The 15,732-nt window shown below is 46.8% G+C and carries 11 protein-coding genes; 10 read left to right on the plus strand and 1 reads right to left on the minus strand.

Annotated elements, in window-relative coordinates:
- Positions 1–15: 15 nt before the first annotated feature.
- The 8 genes from QM657_RS01925 (at position 16) to QM657_RS01960 (ending at position 11,195) form a co-directional block, all read left to right on the plus strand.
- A complete protein-coding gene (locus QM657_RS01925; protein WP_415064835.1) occupies positions 16–1,353 on the plus strand; it encodes an ABC transporter substrate-binding protein in 1,338 nt (445 codons plus the stop codon).
- 70 nt (positions 1,354–1,423) lie between these two features.
- The gene (locus QM657_RS01930; protein ID WP_415064836.1) at positions 1,424–2,347 is read left to right on the plus strand and encodes a carbohydrate ABC transporter permease; all 924 of its coding nucleotides are present in this window, start codon (positions 1,424–1,426) and stop codon (positions 2,345–2,347) included.
- 16 nt (positions 2,348–2,363) lie between these two features.
- Positions 2,364–3,191 (plus strand): carbohydrate ABC transporter permease, encoded by an 828-nt coding sequence (locus QM657_RS01935; RefSeq protein WP_415064837.1) that lies wholly within the window; start codon positions 2,364–2,366, stop codon positions 3,189–3,191.
- Positions 3,192–3,218: 27 nt separating this feature from the next.
- On the plus strand, positions 3,219–5,033 hold the full coding sequence (locus QM657_RS01940; RefSeq protein ID WP_415064838.1) for a sensor histidine kinase: 1,815 nt from the start codon (positions 3,219–3,221) through the stop codon (positions 5,031–5,033).
- Positions 4,999–6,501 carry a response regulator gene (locus QM657_RS01945; RefSeq protein WP_415064839.1) on the plus strand — a complete coding sequence of 501 codons (1,503 nt, stop codon included), beginning with the start codon at positions 4,999–5,001 and terminating at the stop codon, positions 6,499–6,501. Before QM657_RS01940 ends, QM657_RS01945 begins: the two co-directional genes overlap by 35 nt.
- 7 nt (positions 6,502–6,508) lie before the next feature.
- On the plus strand, positions 6,509–7,525 hold the full coding sequence (locus tag QM657_RS01950; RefSeq protein WP_415064840.1) for a LacI family DNA-binding transcriptional regulator: 1,017 nt from the start codon (positions 6,509–6,511) through the stop codon (positions 7,523–7,525).
- A 230-nt stretch (positions 7,526–7,755) separates the two neighbouring features.
- A complete protein-coding gene (locus QM657_RS01955) occupies positions 7,756–9,429 on the plus strand; it encodes a glycoside hydrolase family 13 protein (protein WP_415064841.1) in 1,674 nt (557 codons plus the stop codon).
- An 86-nt stretch (positions 9,430–9,515) separates the two neighbouring features.
- Positions 9,516–11,195, plus strand: a complete 1,680-nt coding sequence (locus tag QM657_RS01960) for an alpha-glucosidase (RefSeq protein ID WP_415064970.1) — start codon at positions 9,516–9,518, stop codon at positions 11,193–11,195.
- 52 nt (positions 11,196–11,247) lie between these two features.
- Here the strand turns inward: QM657_RS01960 and QM657_RS01965 are convergent, their stop codons facing one another.
- Positions 11,248–12,567 carry a CitMHS family transporter gene (locus tag QM657_RS01965; protein ID WP_415064842.1) on the minus strand — a complete coding sequence of 440 codons (1,320 nt, stop codon included), beginning with the start codon at positions 12,565–12,567 and terminating at the stop codon, positions 11,248–11,250.
- Between the two features lie 216 nt (positions 12,568–12,783).
- Here QM657_RS01965 and QM657_RS01970 point away from each other — a divergent pair, with 216 nt between their 5' ends.
- Positions 12,784–13,374 (plus strand): hypothetical protein, encoded by a 591-nt coding sequence (locus QM657_RS01970; RefSeq protein ID WP_415064843.1) that lies wholly within the window; start codon positions 12,784–12,786, stop codon positions 13,372–13,374.
- A gap of 101 nt (positions 13,375–13,475) precedes the next feature.
- Positions 13,476–15,644, plus strand: a complete 2,169-nt coding sequence (gene secD, locus QM657_RS01975; protein ID WP_415064844.1) for a protein translocase subunit SecD — start codon at positions 13,476–13,478, stop codon at positions 15,642–15,644.
- Positions 15,645–15,732: the final 88 nt, after the last annotated feature.

Raw genomic sequence — 15,732 nt, forward strand, 5'->3', positions numbered from 1 at the left:
AATGGAGGTATTTCTATGAAAAAAACGTTAGCAGTGACTTTGGCAGCAGTTCTCCTGGCAGGAACAGTGGCGGGATGCGGAGGAACGCAGAATTCCGCATCAAACCAGACCCAGGCAGGGACAGAGGCAGCTAAAACAGAGGCGGGAACCGCCGGTACAGAGACAGCAAAGGCAGAGGAAAAGGAATTGTCAGGGGAAATTACGGTTCTTCTTAACAATTCATTTACCAATTCGGACAGCCCTGCTGTGGTCCGTGCAGCAGAGGATTTTATGAAGCTTCACCCTGGCACAAAGGTGGTGATAGAAGGTCTTCCGGGAAATGAGCTGGTTTCCAAATTCTCCACATCAGCTCTGGCAGGAGCAGGCCCTGACGTGGTGGCTCTTGACAACGCGGGCTGGCCTATCGATATGGCGGCCATGGGACTGATCCTTCCTCTTGATGACAGGATTTCAGCCAGCAAAAATGATTATTTACAGGGACCTCTCGATTCCGGCGTATATCAGGGAAGCTATTATTCCGTGCCCTGGTACTTTAACAACACGGGTCTTTACTATAATAAGACCATCCTTGCCGACATCGGAGTGGAAAATCCTCCTGTTACCTGGGAAGAATTCGAGGAGTGCATTAAAAAGGCCACGGAAAAAGGATATGAAGGTCTGGCAACGAGACTGGATGGCTATGCCATGTTCAACTTCTTCTTCCAGAACGGAAATCCGGTCATTGATACGACAGGAGAAAAACCTGTGGTGACCGTAAACAATGAAAGCGGAAAAGAAGCCTTTAACTACTATGCAGGCTTCCATACGAAATACAAGGCATTTCCTGAGAGCATGAAGGAGGCCACCAGCTGGGATAAGGCTTATACGCCTTTTGTACAGGGAAACTGTCTCTTCTTCATCTGCGGCGACTGGGCTTATAAGAACATTGTAAAAGGCAATCCTGAGCTGGAATTCGGCCTGGTGCCCATGCCTTCAGGAAAGGAACAGGCGGTTTGCCTGGGCGGTTACAACCTGGCGATCAATGCAAACACCAAGTCAGAGGATTTATCCTGGGCCTTTGTGGAATATTTAACAGGCAAGGATTCTGATTTTGTGCTGACCGAGCAGGGAAGAATACCCGGAAGAACCGATGTGGACTATGCTCCTATTCTGGAAATCAACCCGGACTATCAGGTGTTCATTGATGAATCCTCCTATACAGTCCCAAGACCCAGAGTTGTCAACGCAGCATCTGTGGATGAAAAAATGGTGGATGCATTTAAAAAGGTATTCTTTGATATGATGACTCCGGATCAGGCTCTGGCTGAACTGGAAGAAGAGTTAAATGCATTCGTTGCAGAAAATTATAACTGATCCCAAATGTTACAGAGGCTGCCTTAAGCAGGTTACAGGCTGAGGCAGCCTCTTTGAAAGAGAGGGCCGGATGATGGGGAATAACAAAAATCTACCGAAAGAATATACCTTCAGGCACAATTTAAACGGGTATCTGCTGATCGCTCCTGCATTGCTGGCCATACTGGCCCTTAGTATTTATCCTCTTTTGCAGGGAATTGCCATCAGCTTTTTAAACTATGATATGACCCGTTCCAATGCACCTAATTTTGGAACCTTTGCAGGGCTTAAAAATTACGCGGTCATCTTTGCAAATCCAAAATACATACAGTCCGTTTCCAATTCCCTGGTATGGACCCTTGTAAATCTGGCAGCTCAGGTGGGCCTTGCCCTGGTAGTGGCCCTGGTGCTCAATGAAAGGCTGCGGGGAAGAGGCTTATTCCGGACCGTTGCCCTGCTCCCGTGGGCCATTCCGGCGGCGATCAGCGCCCTCACCTTCAGCGCCCTGTATGATACGAAAATCGGCATTTTCAACGTGATTTTGCTGGAGCTGGGAGTGATTGAATCCCCTGTTTCCTGGCTTGGAAATATCAGTACGGCCATGCCGGCGGTCATTGTGGCAAATATCTGGAAGAGCACGCCTTTTCTCATGATTTTTATACTGGCAGCCCTCCAGGGAGTTTCCCACGACATGTATGAAAGCGCCAGCATCGACGGGGCGGGAAAAGTGAAGCGGTTTTTGTATATCACCATGCCCAACATCAAGGAGCCCATGGCGGTGGCGGTGATTTTAAATGCCATTTCTATTTTTAACAACTTTAATGCCATCTGGCTGCTGACCAAGGGCGGACCCTTAAACAGCACGGAAATCATGTATACATACGCATACCGCCAGGCATTTGTTGATCACAAATTCGGGTATGCCGCGGCAGTATCGGTGATTATTTTCCTGGTCATCGCAGTGTTGACGGTAATTTACGTGAAAATGATCGGCGCGGACAAAGACGGCCGATAGGAAAGGATGTGCAGTTATGAAAAGGACGAAACTTGACATTGCAATATTATACACACTGGCAGTCATCATTGTGGCGGCAGCGGCAGCACCTTTCCTTTGGGTCATTTTTACCTCGTTAAAATCCTCGGAACAGATTTATGATGCCAGCCAGATCATCCCTGATTACATCACCATGGATAATTTTAAACAGGTGCTTTTCCGATCCAATTTTGTCCGGTATTTTTTAAACAGCACCTATATTTCCATCATTGTGACATCGGTCTGTATGCTGACGGCTGTCAGCGCTGCCTATGGATTCTGCCGTTACCGGATATTCGGTTCCCTCCAGATGAAGCTTGGAATCCTGTTTACGAAAATGTTTCCCGGCGTGTTGCTTTCAATTCCTTACTATGTTATCATGAAAAAAATAGGGCTGATCGACTCTCATCTGGGCCTGATTATCATAAACTGCTCCTTTGCACTTCCCTTTGCAGTCTGGAATATGTGCACATTTTTCACCCAGATTCCATGGGAGATCGAGGAGTCTGCCCTCATTGACGGATGCAGCCGGTTCCAGTCATTTATAAGGGTGATCTTTCCCATCGCAAAGCCGGGCATTTCAGCCACCAGCCTTTACTGCTTTCTGATGTCATGGGATGAGTTTATGTATGCAAATACGTTTATTAATACGACTTTGAAAAAGACCATACAGGTGGGCATCCGGGATTACGTGGGAGAGTATTCTACGGAATGGGGTCCCCTGATGGCATCGGTGGTGCTGAGCCTGATTCCGGTCATGATTTTCTTCGTCATGGTACAGGAAAATCTGGTGGGCGGGCTGTCAGCCGGTGCGGTAAAAGGCTGAGATAAAAGGACAGGAGAGGGTATCAGAATGAAAAACAGGGTGTCCAGGTTAAGCATCAAAACGAATATGGTTATGCTGATTGTGCTCTATGTGCTCATGCCTCTGTTTGTCGCTCTGATTATCCTCTCTGTCATGGTCCAGAAAAACATGTCCTCCAATATCCGGGAAACGTATCAGATGATGTTCCGCCAGAAGGCGGATAAAATTGATAACATCATTGAGATCGCCAATTATTCCAGCAGCGCATTTATTACCGATGATAAGAACATTTCCCTGCTTCGCACCATTTATGAAGGGGGAGGGGCGTATGAGAGGGACAGGGCCCAGACCCAGCTTGCCAGAATCCTGGAAAAGACCCAGGTCAGCGTGCTGGCGGGATTTTTAGGACAGATTGGCATTCTCACCAGGGATGGGGTTTTTATCACCTCCAACGGGACCCAGGAGGTGGGCATAGAGTACCAAAAGTCGGACTGGTATGCCGGAATCAGCCAGAAGGGCAAGTTTCCTTACTGGGATTTGGAAATCAACAGCTTCATGAATCAGATGATGGGAGAGAGAAATACCTTTGCTTTTGGAAGGATCGTCCAAAAGTATAAGGATCAGAACCTGGGGTTTTGGTTTGTCAGGATTCCTCAGAGTGTGTTCTGGGATGATATCAGCGAGCCGGTGTTCCGCCAGGGGACTATGGTCATGCTTTCGGGGGATGGAAGAGTGCTTTCAGAGGTGAGGGATGAGCATCACGGTTCACTTGCGGGAAGCATTGTAAGGAATATGGGATTGAATGAACTTCGTACAGATGAACTGGTGGTGAACCGGGATGGACGAAGTACTTTTTATATGGCGACCAGGCTGGCATCAAACGATGCGATTCTTTTGTACATCGGGGATTACGGCCTTATTTTTGACAGGGTGACGAAGATCACCCACATTATGATGGTCTTCATGATCGTCATCACCATTGCCATCACTGCTTCTATATTGAAGGTTTCCACTTATATTACGGCCCCCATCAACAACCTGGTCAGCCATATGCAGACCATTGAACAGAGCGATTCCGGTGTGATTGAGGGACGGGGAGGCTTTCGGGAAACGGTGGAGCTGGAGAAGAGCTTTAACAGAGCCAGGGAGAGAATCCATAAGCTGATTGAGGATGTGAGGCTGGAGACGGAGCAGAAGGAGAAGGCGTATTACGAATCCCTCCAGGCTCAGATTAACCCTCATTTTCTCTTTAACACCTTAAATGTGATCCAGTGGAAGGCGGCCTTAAACCAGGATACCGAGGTGTCGGGTATGCTCTCGGATTTAAGCGTTCTGTTATATGAAACGTATGACCATGGAAGCGAGCTGGGAACCATTGCCCATTCTATGGTAGTTCTCAATGCTTATGTGAAGATCATGAAGGTACGTTTCAGCGATCAGGTCAGCTTTTTCTACACCATTCAGGAGGGACTTGAGGAATGCCTGATCCCTCGCTTCTGCCTTCAGCCTCTGGTGGAGAATTCTTTTCTTCATGGTATGACCCACATGGAGGATGGGCTGATCGTTCTGCGGATTGAAGAGGTGGACGGCCACATCGAGCTGACTCTGGTGGACAATGGAAAGGGGATGGAAAAGCAGGATTCTGACTTGCTGCTTTTAGCAGACCAGACCACCAGCAAGTACAAGATCACCGGAATCGGCCTGTCAAACATCCATCAGCGGGTGCAGGCGCTGTTTGGAAAAGAGTACGGACTGGAGATTGATCCATCCGTTGAAATTGGATTTCGGATTACCCTGAAAATTCCTAAGCTCATAAAGGGAGGTGCAGATGGACAATTTGAAGATACGGACCATGATCGTTGAAGACGAGCTGCTGGCCAGGGCCGGGCTTCGCTCTCTCATAGACTGGGAAAAGATGGGGTTTCTTCTTTTGGAAGATGCAAAGGACGGGGAAGAAGCTTTGGAACGGGTCCGGCAGTACCAGCCGGACTTGCTGCTTTTGGACATTAATATTCCTGTTATTTCCGGGCTTGAGCTGTTAAAGATCATCAAGGAAGAGCACATCCCCACAAAGGCGGTCATCATAAGCTGCTATGACGACTTTGACACCGTAAAGATGGCCATGAAGCTGGGTGCGGTTGACTATGTGAGAAAGTTTGGACTGACAAAGGAGGAGCTGACCAATACCCTGGCAAACATCGTGGGAACTCCCGGCATACGTTTTTTAGAGGGAGAGACCAAATCTGCAGCCCAGACCAGGAGGGATATGAAAAAGAGCATTCAGGAAGCTCCTGAGAGCTTTGAAAAGGGGTACTGTCTTTGTTTTTGCATGCTCTGGAAGCATACGGATGAAATGGTGGATTTAAAGATCATTGAGACCATCTGCGGCCAGTTCTATCACGGAATGGGAAAAGAGATTGTTACAAAAATATATGAGGGGAAGATGCTGCTTTTTAGTAAGGCAGAGGTAACGGTTGGCGAGCTGGAGGCGCTGAGAAAGCAGATTCGCCACTTTATTGACGCTGAATTCTATGTGAGCATAACCGCCTATGATACGGCGGACATCCCTGAAATGTATTTTTTAAAACTGCTTAATTCCATTGAGGTGATCGCATTTTACGGCGGCGGCGAGGGGATCGTGTCTTTGGAGAATCCGGTTGAGGTCATGACCTCTTATCCTTTTGATGTGAATCAATATTATAAGGAAATTGACCGGGCTCTGGCGACTACTTCCCAGAAGGACATGTTTTTTATTTTAGACCGGCTTTTTAAGGAAATAGAAGGGTGCGTTTTCCTGTCCGTCAATCTGGTCAAAAAGCTGATGATTGAGCTGTTAAGCCGTTTTTCAGACCGGGCTTCCCATTTGGGCGGAACCATGGAAGAGGTCACTGTTTTCGGCAGCTATAAGCATTACCAGAGCATTGTCCACATTACCAGCTTTAAAGATATGGAGGAATGGTTTTACCAGTTCGTGCAGGAGTATGTCAACGCTTTTTTCAGCAGGCAGAAGCGGTCTGAATCCGAACTGATTGAACAGGTGCTGGACTACATTGACACCAATTTGACTTCGGTTTTACAGCTTGGGGAGGCGGCCCGCAGAATCGGGGTGTCAGAGCCTTATCTCAGCTCTTATTTTAAAAAGAACATGGGAGAAAATTTTATCCCCTATGTGAACCGGAGAAAGGTGGAGGAGGCCAAGAAGATGTTAAAGGAAGGCAAGCTGGTCTATCAGGTATCGGATATTTTAGGCTTTGAAAACAGCACCTATTTTTCCAAGCTTTTTAAGAAAATAGAAGGCGTCACTCCGGAGCAGTACAGGAAAGGAAACTGAAAGCAGTATGATCACAATTAAAGAAATGGCTGAAATGCTTGGAACCAGTACCACCACAGTGTCCAATGTCATCCACGGGAAAACCGGTGAAGTTTCTCCTGCCATGGTGGAAAAGGTAAAACAGCTCATAGAAGAATGCAATTACGTTCCCAACATTAACGCCAGAAATCTGGCCAGAAACAAATCCGGCATCATCGGCCTGGCCATGAAAGCCAGCCGGAATAAGTATGAAAACTTTGTAAAGGACCCCTTTGGAGGTGAGCTGATCGGAGCTTTGGAGAGCTGTGTCAGGGCCATGGGGTACTTTATTATGCTGTATATATCCGATGATATGGGAGAAATCATCAATTCCGTTGCCAGTTGGAATGCAGACGGGCTCATCCTCCTTGGAATGAAGCAGGAGGATGGAAAGCTGCTGAAGGAAAAGGTCAAAAGGCCCATGGTTTTTATAGACAGCTATTTTGACAGCACCTCCTTTGAACATGTAAATGTGGGAATCCAGGATAAAAAGGGCTGCCATGAAATCACACGGTATTTAATAGACAGAGGCCATGAAAGGATTGCGTACCTTGCGGATAATTTTGAAGGGTGTGATCTTCAAAGGCGGAAGGGGTATGAGGAGGCCATGAAGGAAGCCGGGCTTTTGCCGGGGGAGGGGAATTTTCTCCTTCTGGAGCCTAAGGGAGCGGATATGACTTCCCTTTTGGAATATGCCTACTCCAGAGCCGGAGAGTTTACTGCCTTTGTCTGTGCATCCGATTATTATGCCGCCCACATCATGAATTACTTCATGGACAAGGGGATGAAAATACCCCAGGATTTATCCATTGTCGGCTTTGATGACAACGTTTACAGCAGGCTGGTAAGACCGGCTCTGACAACCGTTCATCAGGATGTCACAGAAAAGAGCAGCATTGCGGTGGAAAAGCTGGCTCATATGATACGGAAAGAGGACTGCAAAGAGAGCTGTCAGCGGCTTCCGGTTTATATTGAAGAGAGAGATTCGGTGAGGGAATTAAAATAGTTGAGGAAAAACGCATGTATCGGTGATTTTACATGTGTTTTTTTTATGAAAGCTGGGTTGGTTGATTCCGAAAAAAGGGAGAGAAGGACTTGATGTCCTGTCTGGAACGTGATAATATATAGTAAACGCATGAACTTATGCGCATAAGGTATAAAATAACGGGGATTAATACGCTGATTTACGGCGTTTTGGTTTCGAATAACTCATAAATAATGATAAGGGGTATGGCTATGAAACGAAAATGGTGGAAGGAAGCAGTTGTATATCAAATCTATCCCAGAAGCTTTCAGGACAGCAACGGGGACGGAATCGGAGATTTAAATGGAATCAGGTCAAGGCTTGATTACTTAAAGCTGCTGGGAATTGATGTGATATGGCTTTCTCCGGTCTATGAATCCCCTAATGATGATAATGGATACGACATCAGTGATTACCGGGAGATTATGGATGAGTTCGGAACCATGAAAGATTTTGATGAACTTCTGTCCGAAGCCCACGAACGGGGAATCAAAATCGTAATGGATTTAGTGGTCAACCATACCTCTGACGAACACGAGTGGTTTGTGGAAAGCAGGAAAAGCCTGGACAATCCATACCGGGATTATTACATCTGGAGGGAAGGAAAAGAAGGCGGGGTCTGCCCTAACAACTGGGGTTCCTGTTTCAGCGGCCCGGCGTGGGAATACGATGAAAATACCGGAATGTATTATCTCCATTTATTTTCCAGAAAACAGCCGGATTTAAACTGGGACAACGCGGCTGTGAGAAAAGAAATATTTGATATGATGGACTGGTGGTGCAGGAAGGGAATTGACGGCTTCCGAATGGATGTGATCAGCATGATATCAAAGGTTCAGAACCTCCCTGACGGCCCTGTAAATGGCGGATTATATGGAGATTATTCCCCTTATGCCGTTCACGGACCTCACGTTCATGAGTATTTAAAGGAGATGAACCAAAAAGTGCTTTCCAGATATGACTTGATGACCGTGGGAGAGACAGCAGGTGTCACTGTGGAGGAAGCCAGAAAGTATTCCGGTGAAAATGAGGGAGAGCTCGACATGGTGTTCCAGTTTGAACATGTGGAGGGCGACGGAGAGATCGGAAAGTGGACGGATAAAAAGCCGGATATTTTAAGGCTGAAACGGATCATGTCAAAGTGGCAGACAGGGCTGGAAGGCTGTGCCTGGAACAGCCTCTTTTGGGATAATCACGACCAGCCCAGGGCAGTATCCCATTTTGGAGATGACAGCAGCAAATACAGGAAGGTATCTGCAAAAATGCTTGCCACCTGTCTTCATATGATGAAGGGGACTCCATACATCTATCAGGGACAGGAACTGGGAATGACGAACTTTCCGTTTGAGGATATGTCTCAGTTTCGGGATATTGAAAGCCTGAATGCCTATGAGGAGCTTGTGGGCAAGGGAGCGGTGAGCCGTGAAAAGATGATGAGCTATTTCCGCTGCAAGGGCAGGGATAATGCCAGAACTCCCATGCAGTGGGATGACAGTGCAAACGGAGGCTTCACTTCGGGAACACCGTGGCTGGCGGTAAACCCCAATTATCTGGAAATCAATGCAAAGGCTGAGACGGCAGATGAAGGTTCTGTATTCCATTATTATAGAAAACTGATTAACTTAAGAAAGAACCGTGACATCATTGTATATGGAAGATATGAACTCATTATGGAAGAGGACCCCAGGATATTTGCCTATGTAAGGAGACTGGGAGATGAAAAACTGCTGGTATTATGCAATTTCTCAGATCAGGAGGCAGAGGTTTCTCTTTCTGAGGAGTTCCGGGAAGAAAAAGGGGAGTGCCTGATCCACAATTATGACCGCCCCTGGGATCAGTGTAAGGATGCGCTTCTGCCTTATGAGGCGGCTGCCATTGCTTTCTAAGGGAAAGACAGCCATAGTGTAAACAGAGCCTGGAAGATGGGCCGGAATTTTATAAAAATATGAAAATCAGGATGGGTAATACGGAGATGAAAAAACAGTGGTGGCACGACAAGGTGGCATATCAGATTTATCCTAAGAGCTTTAAGGATACGAATCAGGATGGAGTGGGAGATTTAAGGGGAGTCATAGAAAAACTGGATTATTTGAAGGACTTGGGCGTTGATATTCTGTGGCTGTCCCCCATTTACTGTTCCCCTCTTGCAGACCAGGGATACGATATTTCGGACTACTATGACATTGATCCCAGGTTTGGAACCATGGAGGATATGGATGAACTGATTGCCGAAGCGAAAAAACGAAATATGTACGTATTGATGGATTTGGTGGTTAACCACTGCTCCGATGAACACCGGTGGTTCCAAAAGGCCATGGAGGACCCGGAAGGGGAGTATGGGAAGTATTTTTACATTGAAAAAGGCAGGGAGGGAAAGCCGCCCAGCAATTTAAGGTCTTATTTCGGAGGCAGCGTATGGGAGAGGATCGGCGATACGGACCAATATTACCTCCATTTATTCCATAAGAAACAGCCTGATCTGAATTGGGAGAACCCGGTTGTCAGAAAGGAAATCTATTCCATGATCAACTGGTGGCTGGAAAAGGGAATTGCAGGTTTCCGGATTGATGCCATTATTAATATCAAAAAGGCCCTTCCGTTTCACGATTATGAGCCGGACAGGGAGGATGGCCTGGCTTCCTGTGAAAAGATGCTGGAGGAAGCGAAGGGTGTTATTGACTTCTTAAAGGAAATGAAGGAAGAAACCTTTCAAAAGCACAATGCTTTTACCGTCGGCGAGGTATTTAATGAAAAGCCTGAGGAACTGCCGGATTTCATCGGAGAAAATGGGTGTTTTTCCTCCATGTTTGATTTCAGGGAAACCGTATTCGGGGCCAGTGAAAAGGGCTGGTATGACAGCCGGCCGATTATGCCTGATGATTATAAAAACTGCTGCTTTGAGAGCCAGATGCGGGTGGAAGGTATCGGATTTTTGTGCAGCATCATAGAAAATCACGATGAGCCAAGAGGAGTGAGCCGATATATTCCTCAGGGAGAATGCAGCGACGCTTCCAAAAAATTGCTGGCGACCCTGTATTTCATGCTGAAAGGGCTTCCTTTCATCTATCAGGGCCAGGAAATCGGAATGGAGAATGTTGCCTTCCGTTCCATAGAAGATATTGACGATATTTCTACCCTCGACCAGTATAAGGTGGCTCTCGATCATGGACTGTCTGAAAAAGAGGCATTTGAGATTGTCTGCCGCTACAGCAGGGACAATGCCAGGGTGCCCTTTCAGTGGAGCTCTGATAAAAATGCGGGATTTACAGAGGGAAAGCCCTGGCTCATGGTGAACCCGGAGTATGAAAGGCTCAATCTGGAGGATCAGAAAGAGGACTCGGATTCCGTATTTCAGTATTATAGAAAGCTGATTGCCTTAAGAAAGTCAGAAGCGTATAAGGACACCTTTGTATACGGGGCCCTGGAAGAGGCTTATAAGGAGCTTGAAAGAGTGATGGCTTATTATAGAAGGGGAAAGGATCAGGATATTCTGGTTATAGGAAACTTCCAGACAGAGCCCAGGAGGATTGAACTGCCTGGGAAGGTGGAACGGGTGCTGCTGAATAATTACGGTACAGTCGTCTGGGAAGGCGGCGGTTTATGCCTGAACGGATATCAGGCAGTTGTGCTGGAGCTTGAAAAGTCCCGGTAAAATAAAATTAAGGCTGAAACAGCATTTTCCCGCTGTTTCAGCCTTTTTATCCCTAAGCCAGAACCCAGGGCATCAGACCGAATGCCCCTCCGACCACTATGTAAATGACGAAGATTCCAATGGCCCATAGGGCGCTTTTTCTCTGCCACTGGCCCATATCCACGTCAGTCAGACGGAGAAGAACGTAGATGAAGGGAACGAGAGGGCTGAGCAGATGGAATGCCTGGCCCATAAGGGAAGCAAAACCGATCTGGATAGGAGTGAATCCGTAAACCTTTCCGGTTTCCGCCAGAAGAGGCAGCACGCCGAAGTAAAAGGCATCGTTGGAGAGGAAAACGGTTCCCGGAGCGGAAATGAGCGCGATGATCAGGCACCAGAATCTTCCCCAGCCTGCAGGGATGACCGTGGTCATGCTGGAAGCGATGGCAGCGCCCATACCGGTTCCTTCTAAGATTCCCATGAAAACACCGGCAGACATAACAACCATACTCACCTGAGCGGCATCCGGCGTATTTGCTTCAATACGGGCCCGCTGGTCGGCAATCTTTGGATAGTTGATCAGCATTCCAAGGGCAGTGGCTCCCATAAAGATGATGGCGGAATGCATGACACCGAGGATTAACAGGATGATGACGACTGTGGTGAGAACCAGGTTGATCCAAAGATTTTTTGGACGGCGGATGGCCAGAAGTTCCGGGTCCACGATAGTGGTCATTTCCTTTAACTGTTCATCTGTAAACTTGACGATACCCAGGCGTTTACGCTCTCTTAATCCCATAATGATGGATACGCCGATCATATAGAGGGTGGCAAAGACCATCATGGGAACCAGTCCCCGCAGCACAGCGGATTCATCCAGGTCCAGCACGGTGATCACGCGGGCCGTGGGACCGCCCCAGGGAAGTAAGTTGAGGACAGAGTGGGAGAGAATGGTGAGTACGGCCAGGTCCAGCATTTTCATCTTCAGCTTTTTATAAATTGGAACGAATGCGGAACACACGATGATCATGGTGGTGGTTCCGTCGCCGTTTAACGAAACGCCGGCAGATAAGAGTACGGTAGCCAGCATAACTTTAAGGGGATCGCCTTTTGCAAAGCGGATCATTGCATTGGAAAGAGGGTCAAACAGGCCTGTATCGATCATCAATGTGAAGAACAAAACAGCAAAGAGCAGCATGATGGCGGTAACAGAGGTGGTTTTTAAACCGTCCAGGGCGAATTTGCCGATGTCGCCGCTCCAAAGCCCGATGAGATTTCCGATCACTGCGAAAGCGGCGGGAATGACCAGCAAAGCAGCAAACGGTGTCATTTTTTTGGTCATGATCAGAGTCATGAAGACGGCAATTAGAAAATAAGCCATAAAAGTAATCATAAGAACCCTCCTTTAATGTTTCCAATAGAAATGGATTTTTGGTTGCTTTTAAAGTATAATATCATAATAATGAGAAAAGTCTATAAAAATCGTTTCGTCTGCTGAGAAAACTTTTGTTTCGTAAAAATTATCTTGAAATAATAAAGCAAAAAAAATATAATAAAAGTTATCTACAGAAGTTATCCTCAAAATTACAAAAGAAAGGGAGTCTGTAAAATGAAAAAAGAAATGACATTAGACGATCACTGCCCCCATTGCAAGAGGCACTGTTCTTTAAGGAGTCCCCATTGCGGGAAGGGAAGGGCATTGGCAGCGGATATAAAGAAGCGGTCCAAGGCAGGGAAAGAGGAACGTAAAGAGAAAACCAAAGAAAAAGACAAAGAAAAGAGCAGGGAAAAGGGAGTCTGGAAGCCGGAAAAATCGGAAACCGTAATCCTCCACCTCTATCAAAAAGGATACCGGCAGCTTTTTGAAGAACCGGAACGCAGTCTGGGCAGCAGGGAAGTGAGAAATTACCTGGCGGCTCTTCTCCGTGAAAAAGAAGCGGTGACAAAGCAGGAGTTAAAGGCCCTTTCCGGAGTATGTTCAGAAGATATGGGAAAAGCATTGAAAAAAATGGAGAAAAACGGGGATATTACCTATAAAAAGGAAAAAGACAGGGAAGACCTTGTTTCCCTGAGCGCAAAAGGGAGCAGACAGGCGGAGGAATATGAAAAAGTCCGGAGTGCCGGCATTTTAGCCGCTCTCAGCGAGGAAGAGAAGCAGACTTTTGAAAATATTTTGAAAAAACTTGTCAGAGACTCCTGAGAGAAACATTGTATTTCAAAATGATTTGTAGTACAATGCAACAGGATAAGAAGGGAAGGTCATTACAGAAAATAGAATATGAAACGAAAAGAGGATAACTTATGAAGCAAGGAACGAAAACGCTGGCAGTGATTTTCTTTGCACTGGCATTGCTGGCTTATACGGCTGTGTTCGGCCTGGGAAGCAGCATCAAGGGCATTTTTGAGATGCGCTATGGAATTGATATCCGCGGAGGCGTGGAAGCTATCTTTGAGCCCCAGGGCTTAGACCGCAAACCCACGGAGCAGGAACTGAACATTGCCAGGGAAGTCATTGAAACCCGAATGGATAATGAGAACATTACGGACAGGGAAGTGACCGTAGATAAAGAAGGCGGTTACATCATCGTCCAGTTCCCGTGGAAATCCGGGGAAACCAACTTTAACCCGGAAGATGCCATTGCAGAATTAGGAGAGATGGCAGAGCTCACCTTCCGTGACCCTCAGGGAAATGTGCTGATTCAGGGAAAGAACGTGCAGAATGCAGCGCCTGATACGGCAAACAACAACGGGCTTAAAAGCTATCAGGTAGCTTTGACCTTTAATGCAGAGGGAGCCAAGCTCTTTGAAGAAGCCACAGGAAAGCTGATCGGACAGCCCATGGGCATTTACATGGACAACACCCTGATCTCCAACCCGACTGTGCAGAACAAGATTTCAGGAGGCCAGGCCGTCATCACAGGCATGAAGACGTATGAGGATGCCAAGGATCTGGCGGAGAAGATCAACGCAGGTTCTCTTCCTTTCTCCTTAAAGACCACCAACTTCTCCACCATAAGCCCCTCTCTGGGAAGCAATGCCTTAAACATCATGGTATATGCGGGAGTTGCAGCATTTTTCGTCATATGTGTCTTTATGATCAGCTTTTATAAGATGCCCGGTCTGGTGGCCTGTATCACTTTGACCATGCAGATGCTTTTGCAGATGCTGGCCATTTCCATCCCTCAGTATACCTTAACCCTTCCGGGTATCGCAGGTATTATCCTGACCCTTGGAATGACGGTGGATACCAACATCATCACCTCAGAGCGTATTTCCGATGAGCTGAAAAACGGTTCTTCTATTAAGAATGCGGTTGCTTACGGATACAAAAATGCGTTTTCTTCTGTTTTGGACGGAAACGTGACGGCAGCCATCATTGCCATCATCCTGATGGTTTTAGGCTCCGGAACCATGCTGAGCTTTGGATACACCCTTTTGGTGGGTATGATTGTAAACCTTTTTGCAGGCGTTACCGTATCCAGAAACTTCCTTTTATCCCTTGTTAAATTTGATAAGTGGAGAGATGAAAAGTATTTCCGCATCAGAAAAGATATTAAAACCATTCCTTTTTACCAGAAGAAATATATATTTGGCGTTATTTCAGGCGTAGTGATCGCAGCAGGAATTGTGGGCTGCTTTACCCAGGGCGTGACCCTGGATACCCAGTTCACCGGCGGCGCAGTTTTAAGCTACTCTGTGTCCGATGAAGCGGATACGGAACAGATTCAGGCAGTGATTGAACAGGAAACCAACAGACCGGTTACGGTTCAGATCAAGGAAGACAACATGACAGGGCTTAAGAGACTGTCCGTCACCCTTGCAGGAAATAAGGGAATGTCACCGGAGGAGCAGAAGGCTGTCACCGATGCCATTAACAGCACCTCGGAAAATGTGAATGCGCAGCTTTCAGAAACCTTTGTGGTAGAGCCCTATATCGGCGCAAAGGCATTGAAAAATGCGGTTCTGGCCATTGCCCTTGCCATGGTATTCATCATCGTCTATGTGTGGATACGGTTCTCCGCCATGTCAGGACTTCCGGCCGGAGTGACGGCCATGATCGCCCTGCTTCACGACGTGGTGGTGGTGTTCTTCGCCTTTGTCTTATTCCGCATTCCTTTAAATGACGCGTTTGTGGCGGTGGTGCTCACAATCATCGGATACTCCATCAATGATACCATCGTTATCTATGACAGAATCCGGGAAAACAAGAAAAAAGACAGGAAGATGTCCGTCACAGATCTGGTAAATATCAGCACCAGCCAGACCCTTGGCCGGTCCATTAACACCTCTGTTGCAACAGGGCTTTGCGTACTGATTATTATGGTGGCTTCCATTTATTTCCAGATTGATTCCATCATTGAATTCTCCCTTCCCATGTTCTTCGGTGTGATTACGGGATGCTATTCTTCCATCTGTGTGGCCGGTGTTTTATGGGCAGCATGGGAAAAAAGGAAAGAAAAGAGCAAATAACATCATTGAATACTTGAGTAAAAAGTGCTAGAATATAAAAAGATGGATAAACATATAGGAGTCATTCCATCGATGATTTTGATAATTT

The organism is Lacrimispora sp. (genome assembly GCF_047605665.1).
Taxonomy (GTDB): domain Bacteria; phylum Bacillota; class Clostridia; order Lachnospirales; family Lachnospiraceae; genus Lacrimispora.

What these genes read in the sequence shown, in the direction of transcription:
- QM657_RS01925 (WP_415064835.1), top strand. Translation starts at nt 16, where the DNA reads ATGAAAAAAACGTTAGCAGTGACTTTGGCAGCAGTTCTCCTGGCAGGA.
- QM657_RS01930 (WP_415064836.1), top strand. Translation starts at nt 1,424, where the DNA reads ATGATGGGGAATAACAAAAATCTACCGAAAGAATATACCTTCAGGCAC.
- QM657_RS01935 (WP_415064837.1), top strand. Translation starts at nt 2,364, where the DNA reads ATGAAAAGGACGAAACTTGACATTGCAATATTATACACACTGGCAGTC.
- QM657_RS01940 (WP_415064838.1), top strand. Translation starts at nt 3,219, where the DNA reads ATGAAAAACAGGGTGTCCAGGTTAAGCATCAAAACGAATATGGTTATG.
- QM657_RS01945 (WP_415064839.1), top strand. Translation starts at nt 4,999, where the DNA reads ATGGACAATTTGAAGATACGGACCATGATCGTTGAAGACGAGCTGCTG.
- QM657_RS01950 (WP_415064840.1), top strand. Translation starts at nt 6,509, where the DNA reads ATGATCACAATTAAAGAAATGGCTGAAATGCTTGGAACCAGTACCACC.
- QM657_RS01955 (WP_415064841.1), top strand. Translation starts at nt 7,756, where the DNA reads ATGAAACGAAAATGGTGGAAGGAAGCAGTTGTATATCAAATCTATCCC.
- QM657_RS01960 (WP_415064970.1), top strand. Translation starts at nt 9,516, where the DNA reads ATGAAAAAACAGTGGTGGCACGACAAGGTGGCATATCAGATTTATCCT.
- QM657_RS01965 (WP_415064842.1), bottom strand. Translation starts at nt 12,567, where the DNA reads ATGATTACTTTTATGGCTTATTTTCTAATTGCCGTCTTCATGACTCTG.
- QM657_RS01970 (WP_415064843.1), top strand. Translation starts at nt 12,784, where the DNA reads ATGAAAAAAGAAATGACATTAGACGATCACTGCCCCCATTGCAAGAGG.
- secD (WP_415064844.1), top strand. Translation starts at nt 13,476, where the DNA reads ATGAAGCAAGGAACGAAAACGCTGGCAGTGATTTTCTTTGCACTGGCA.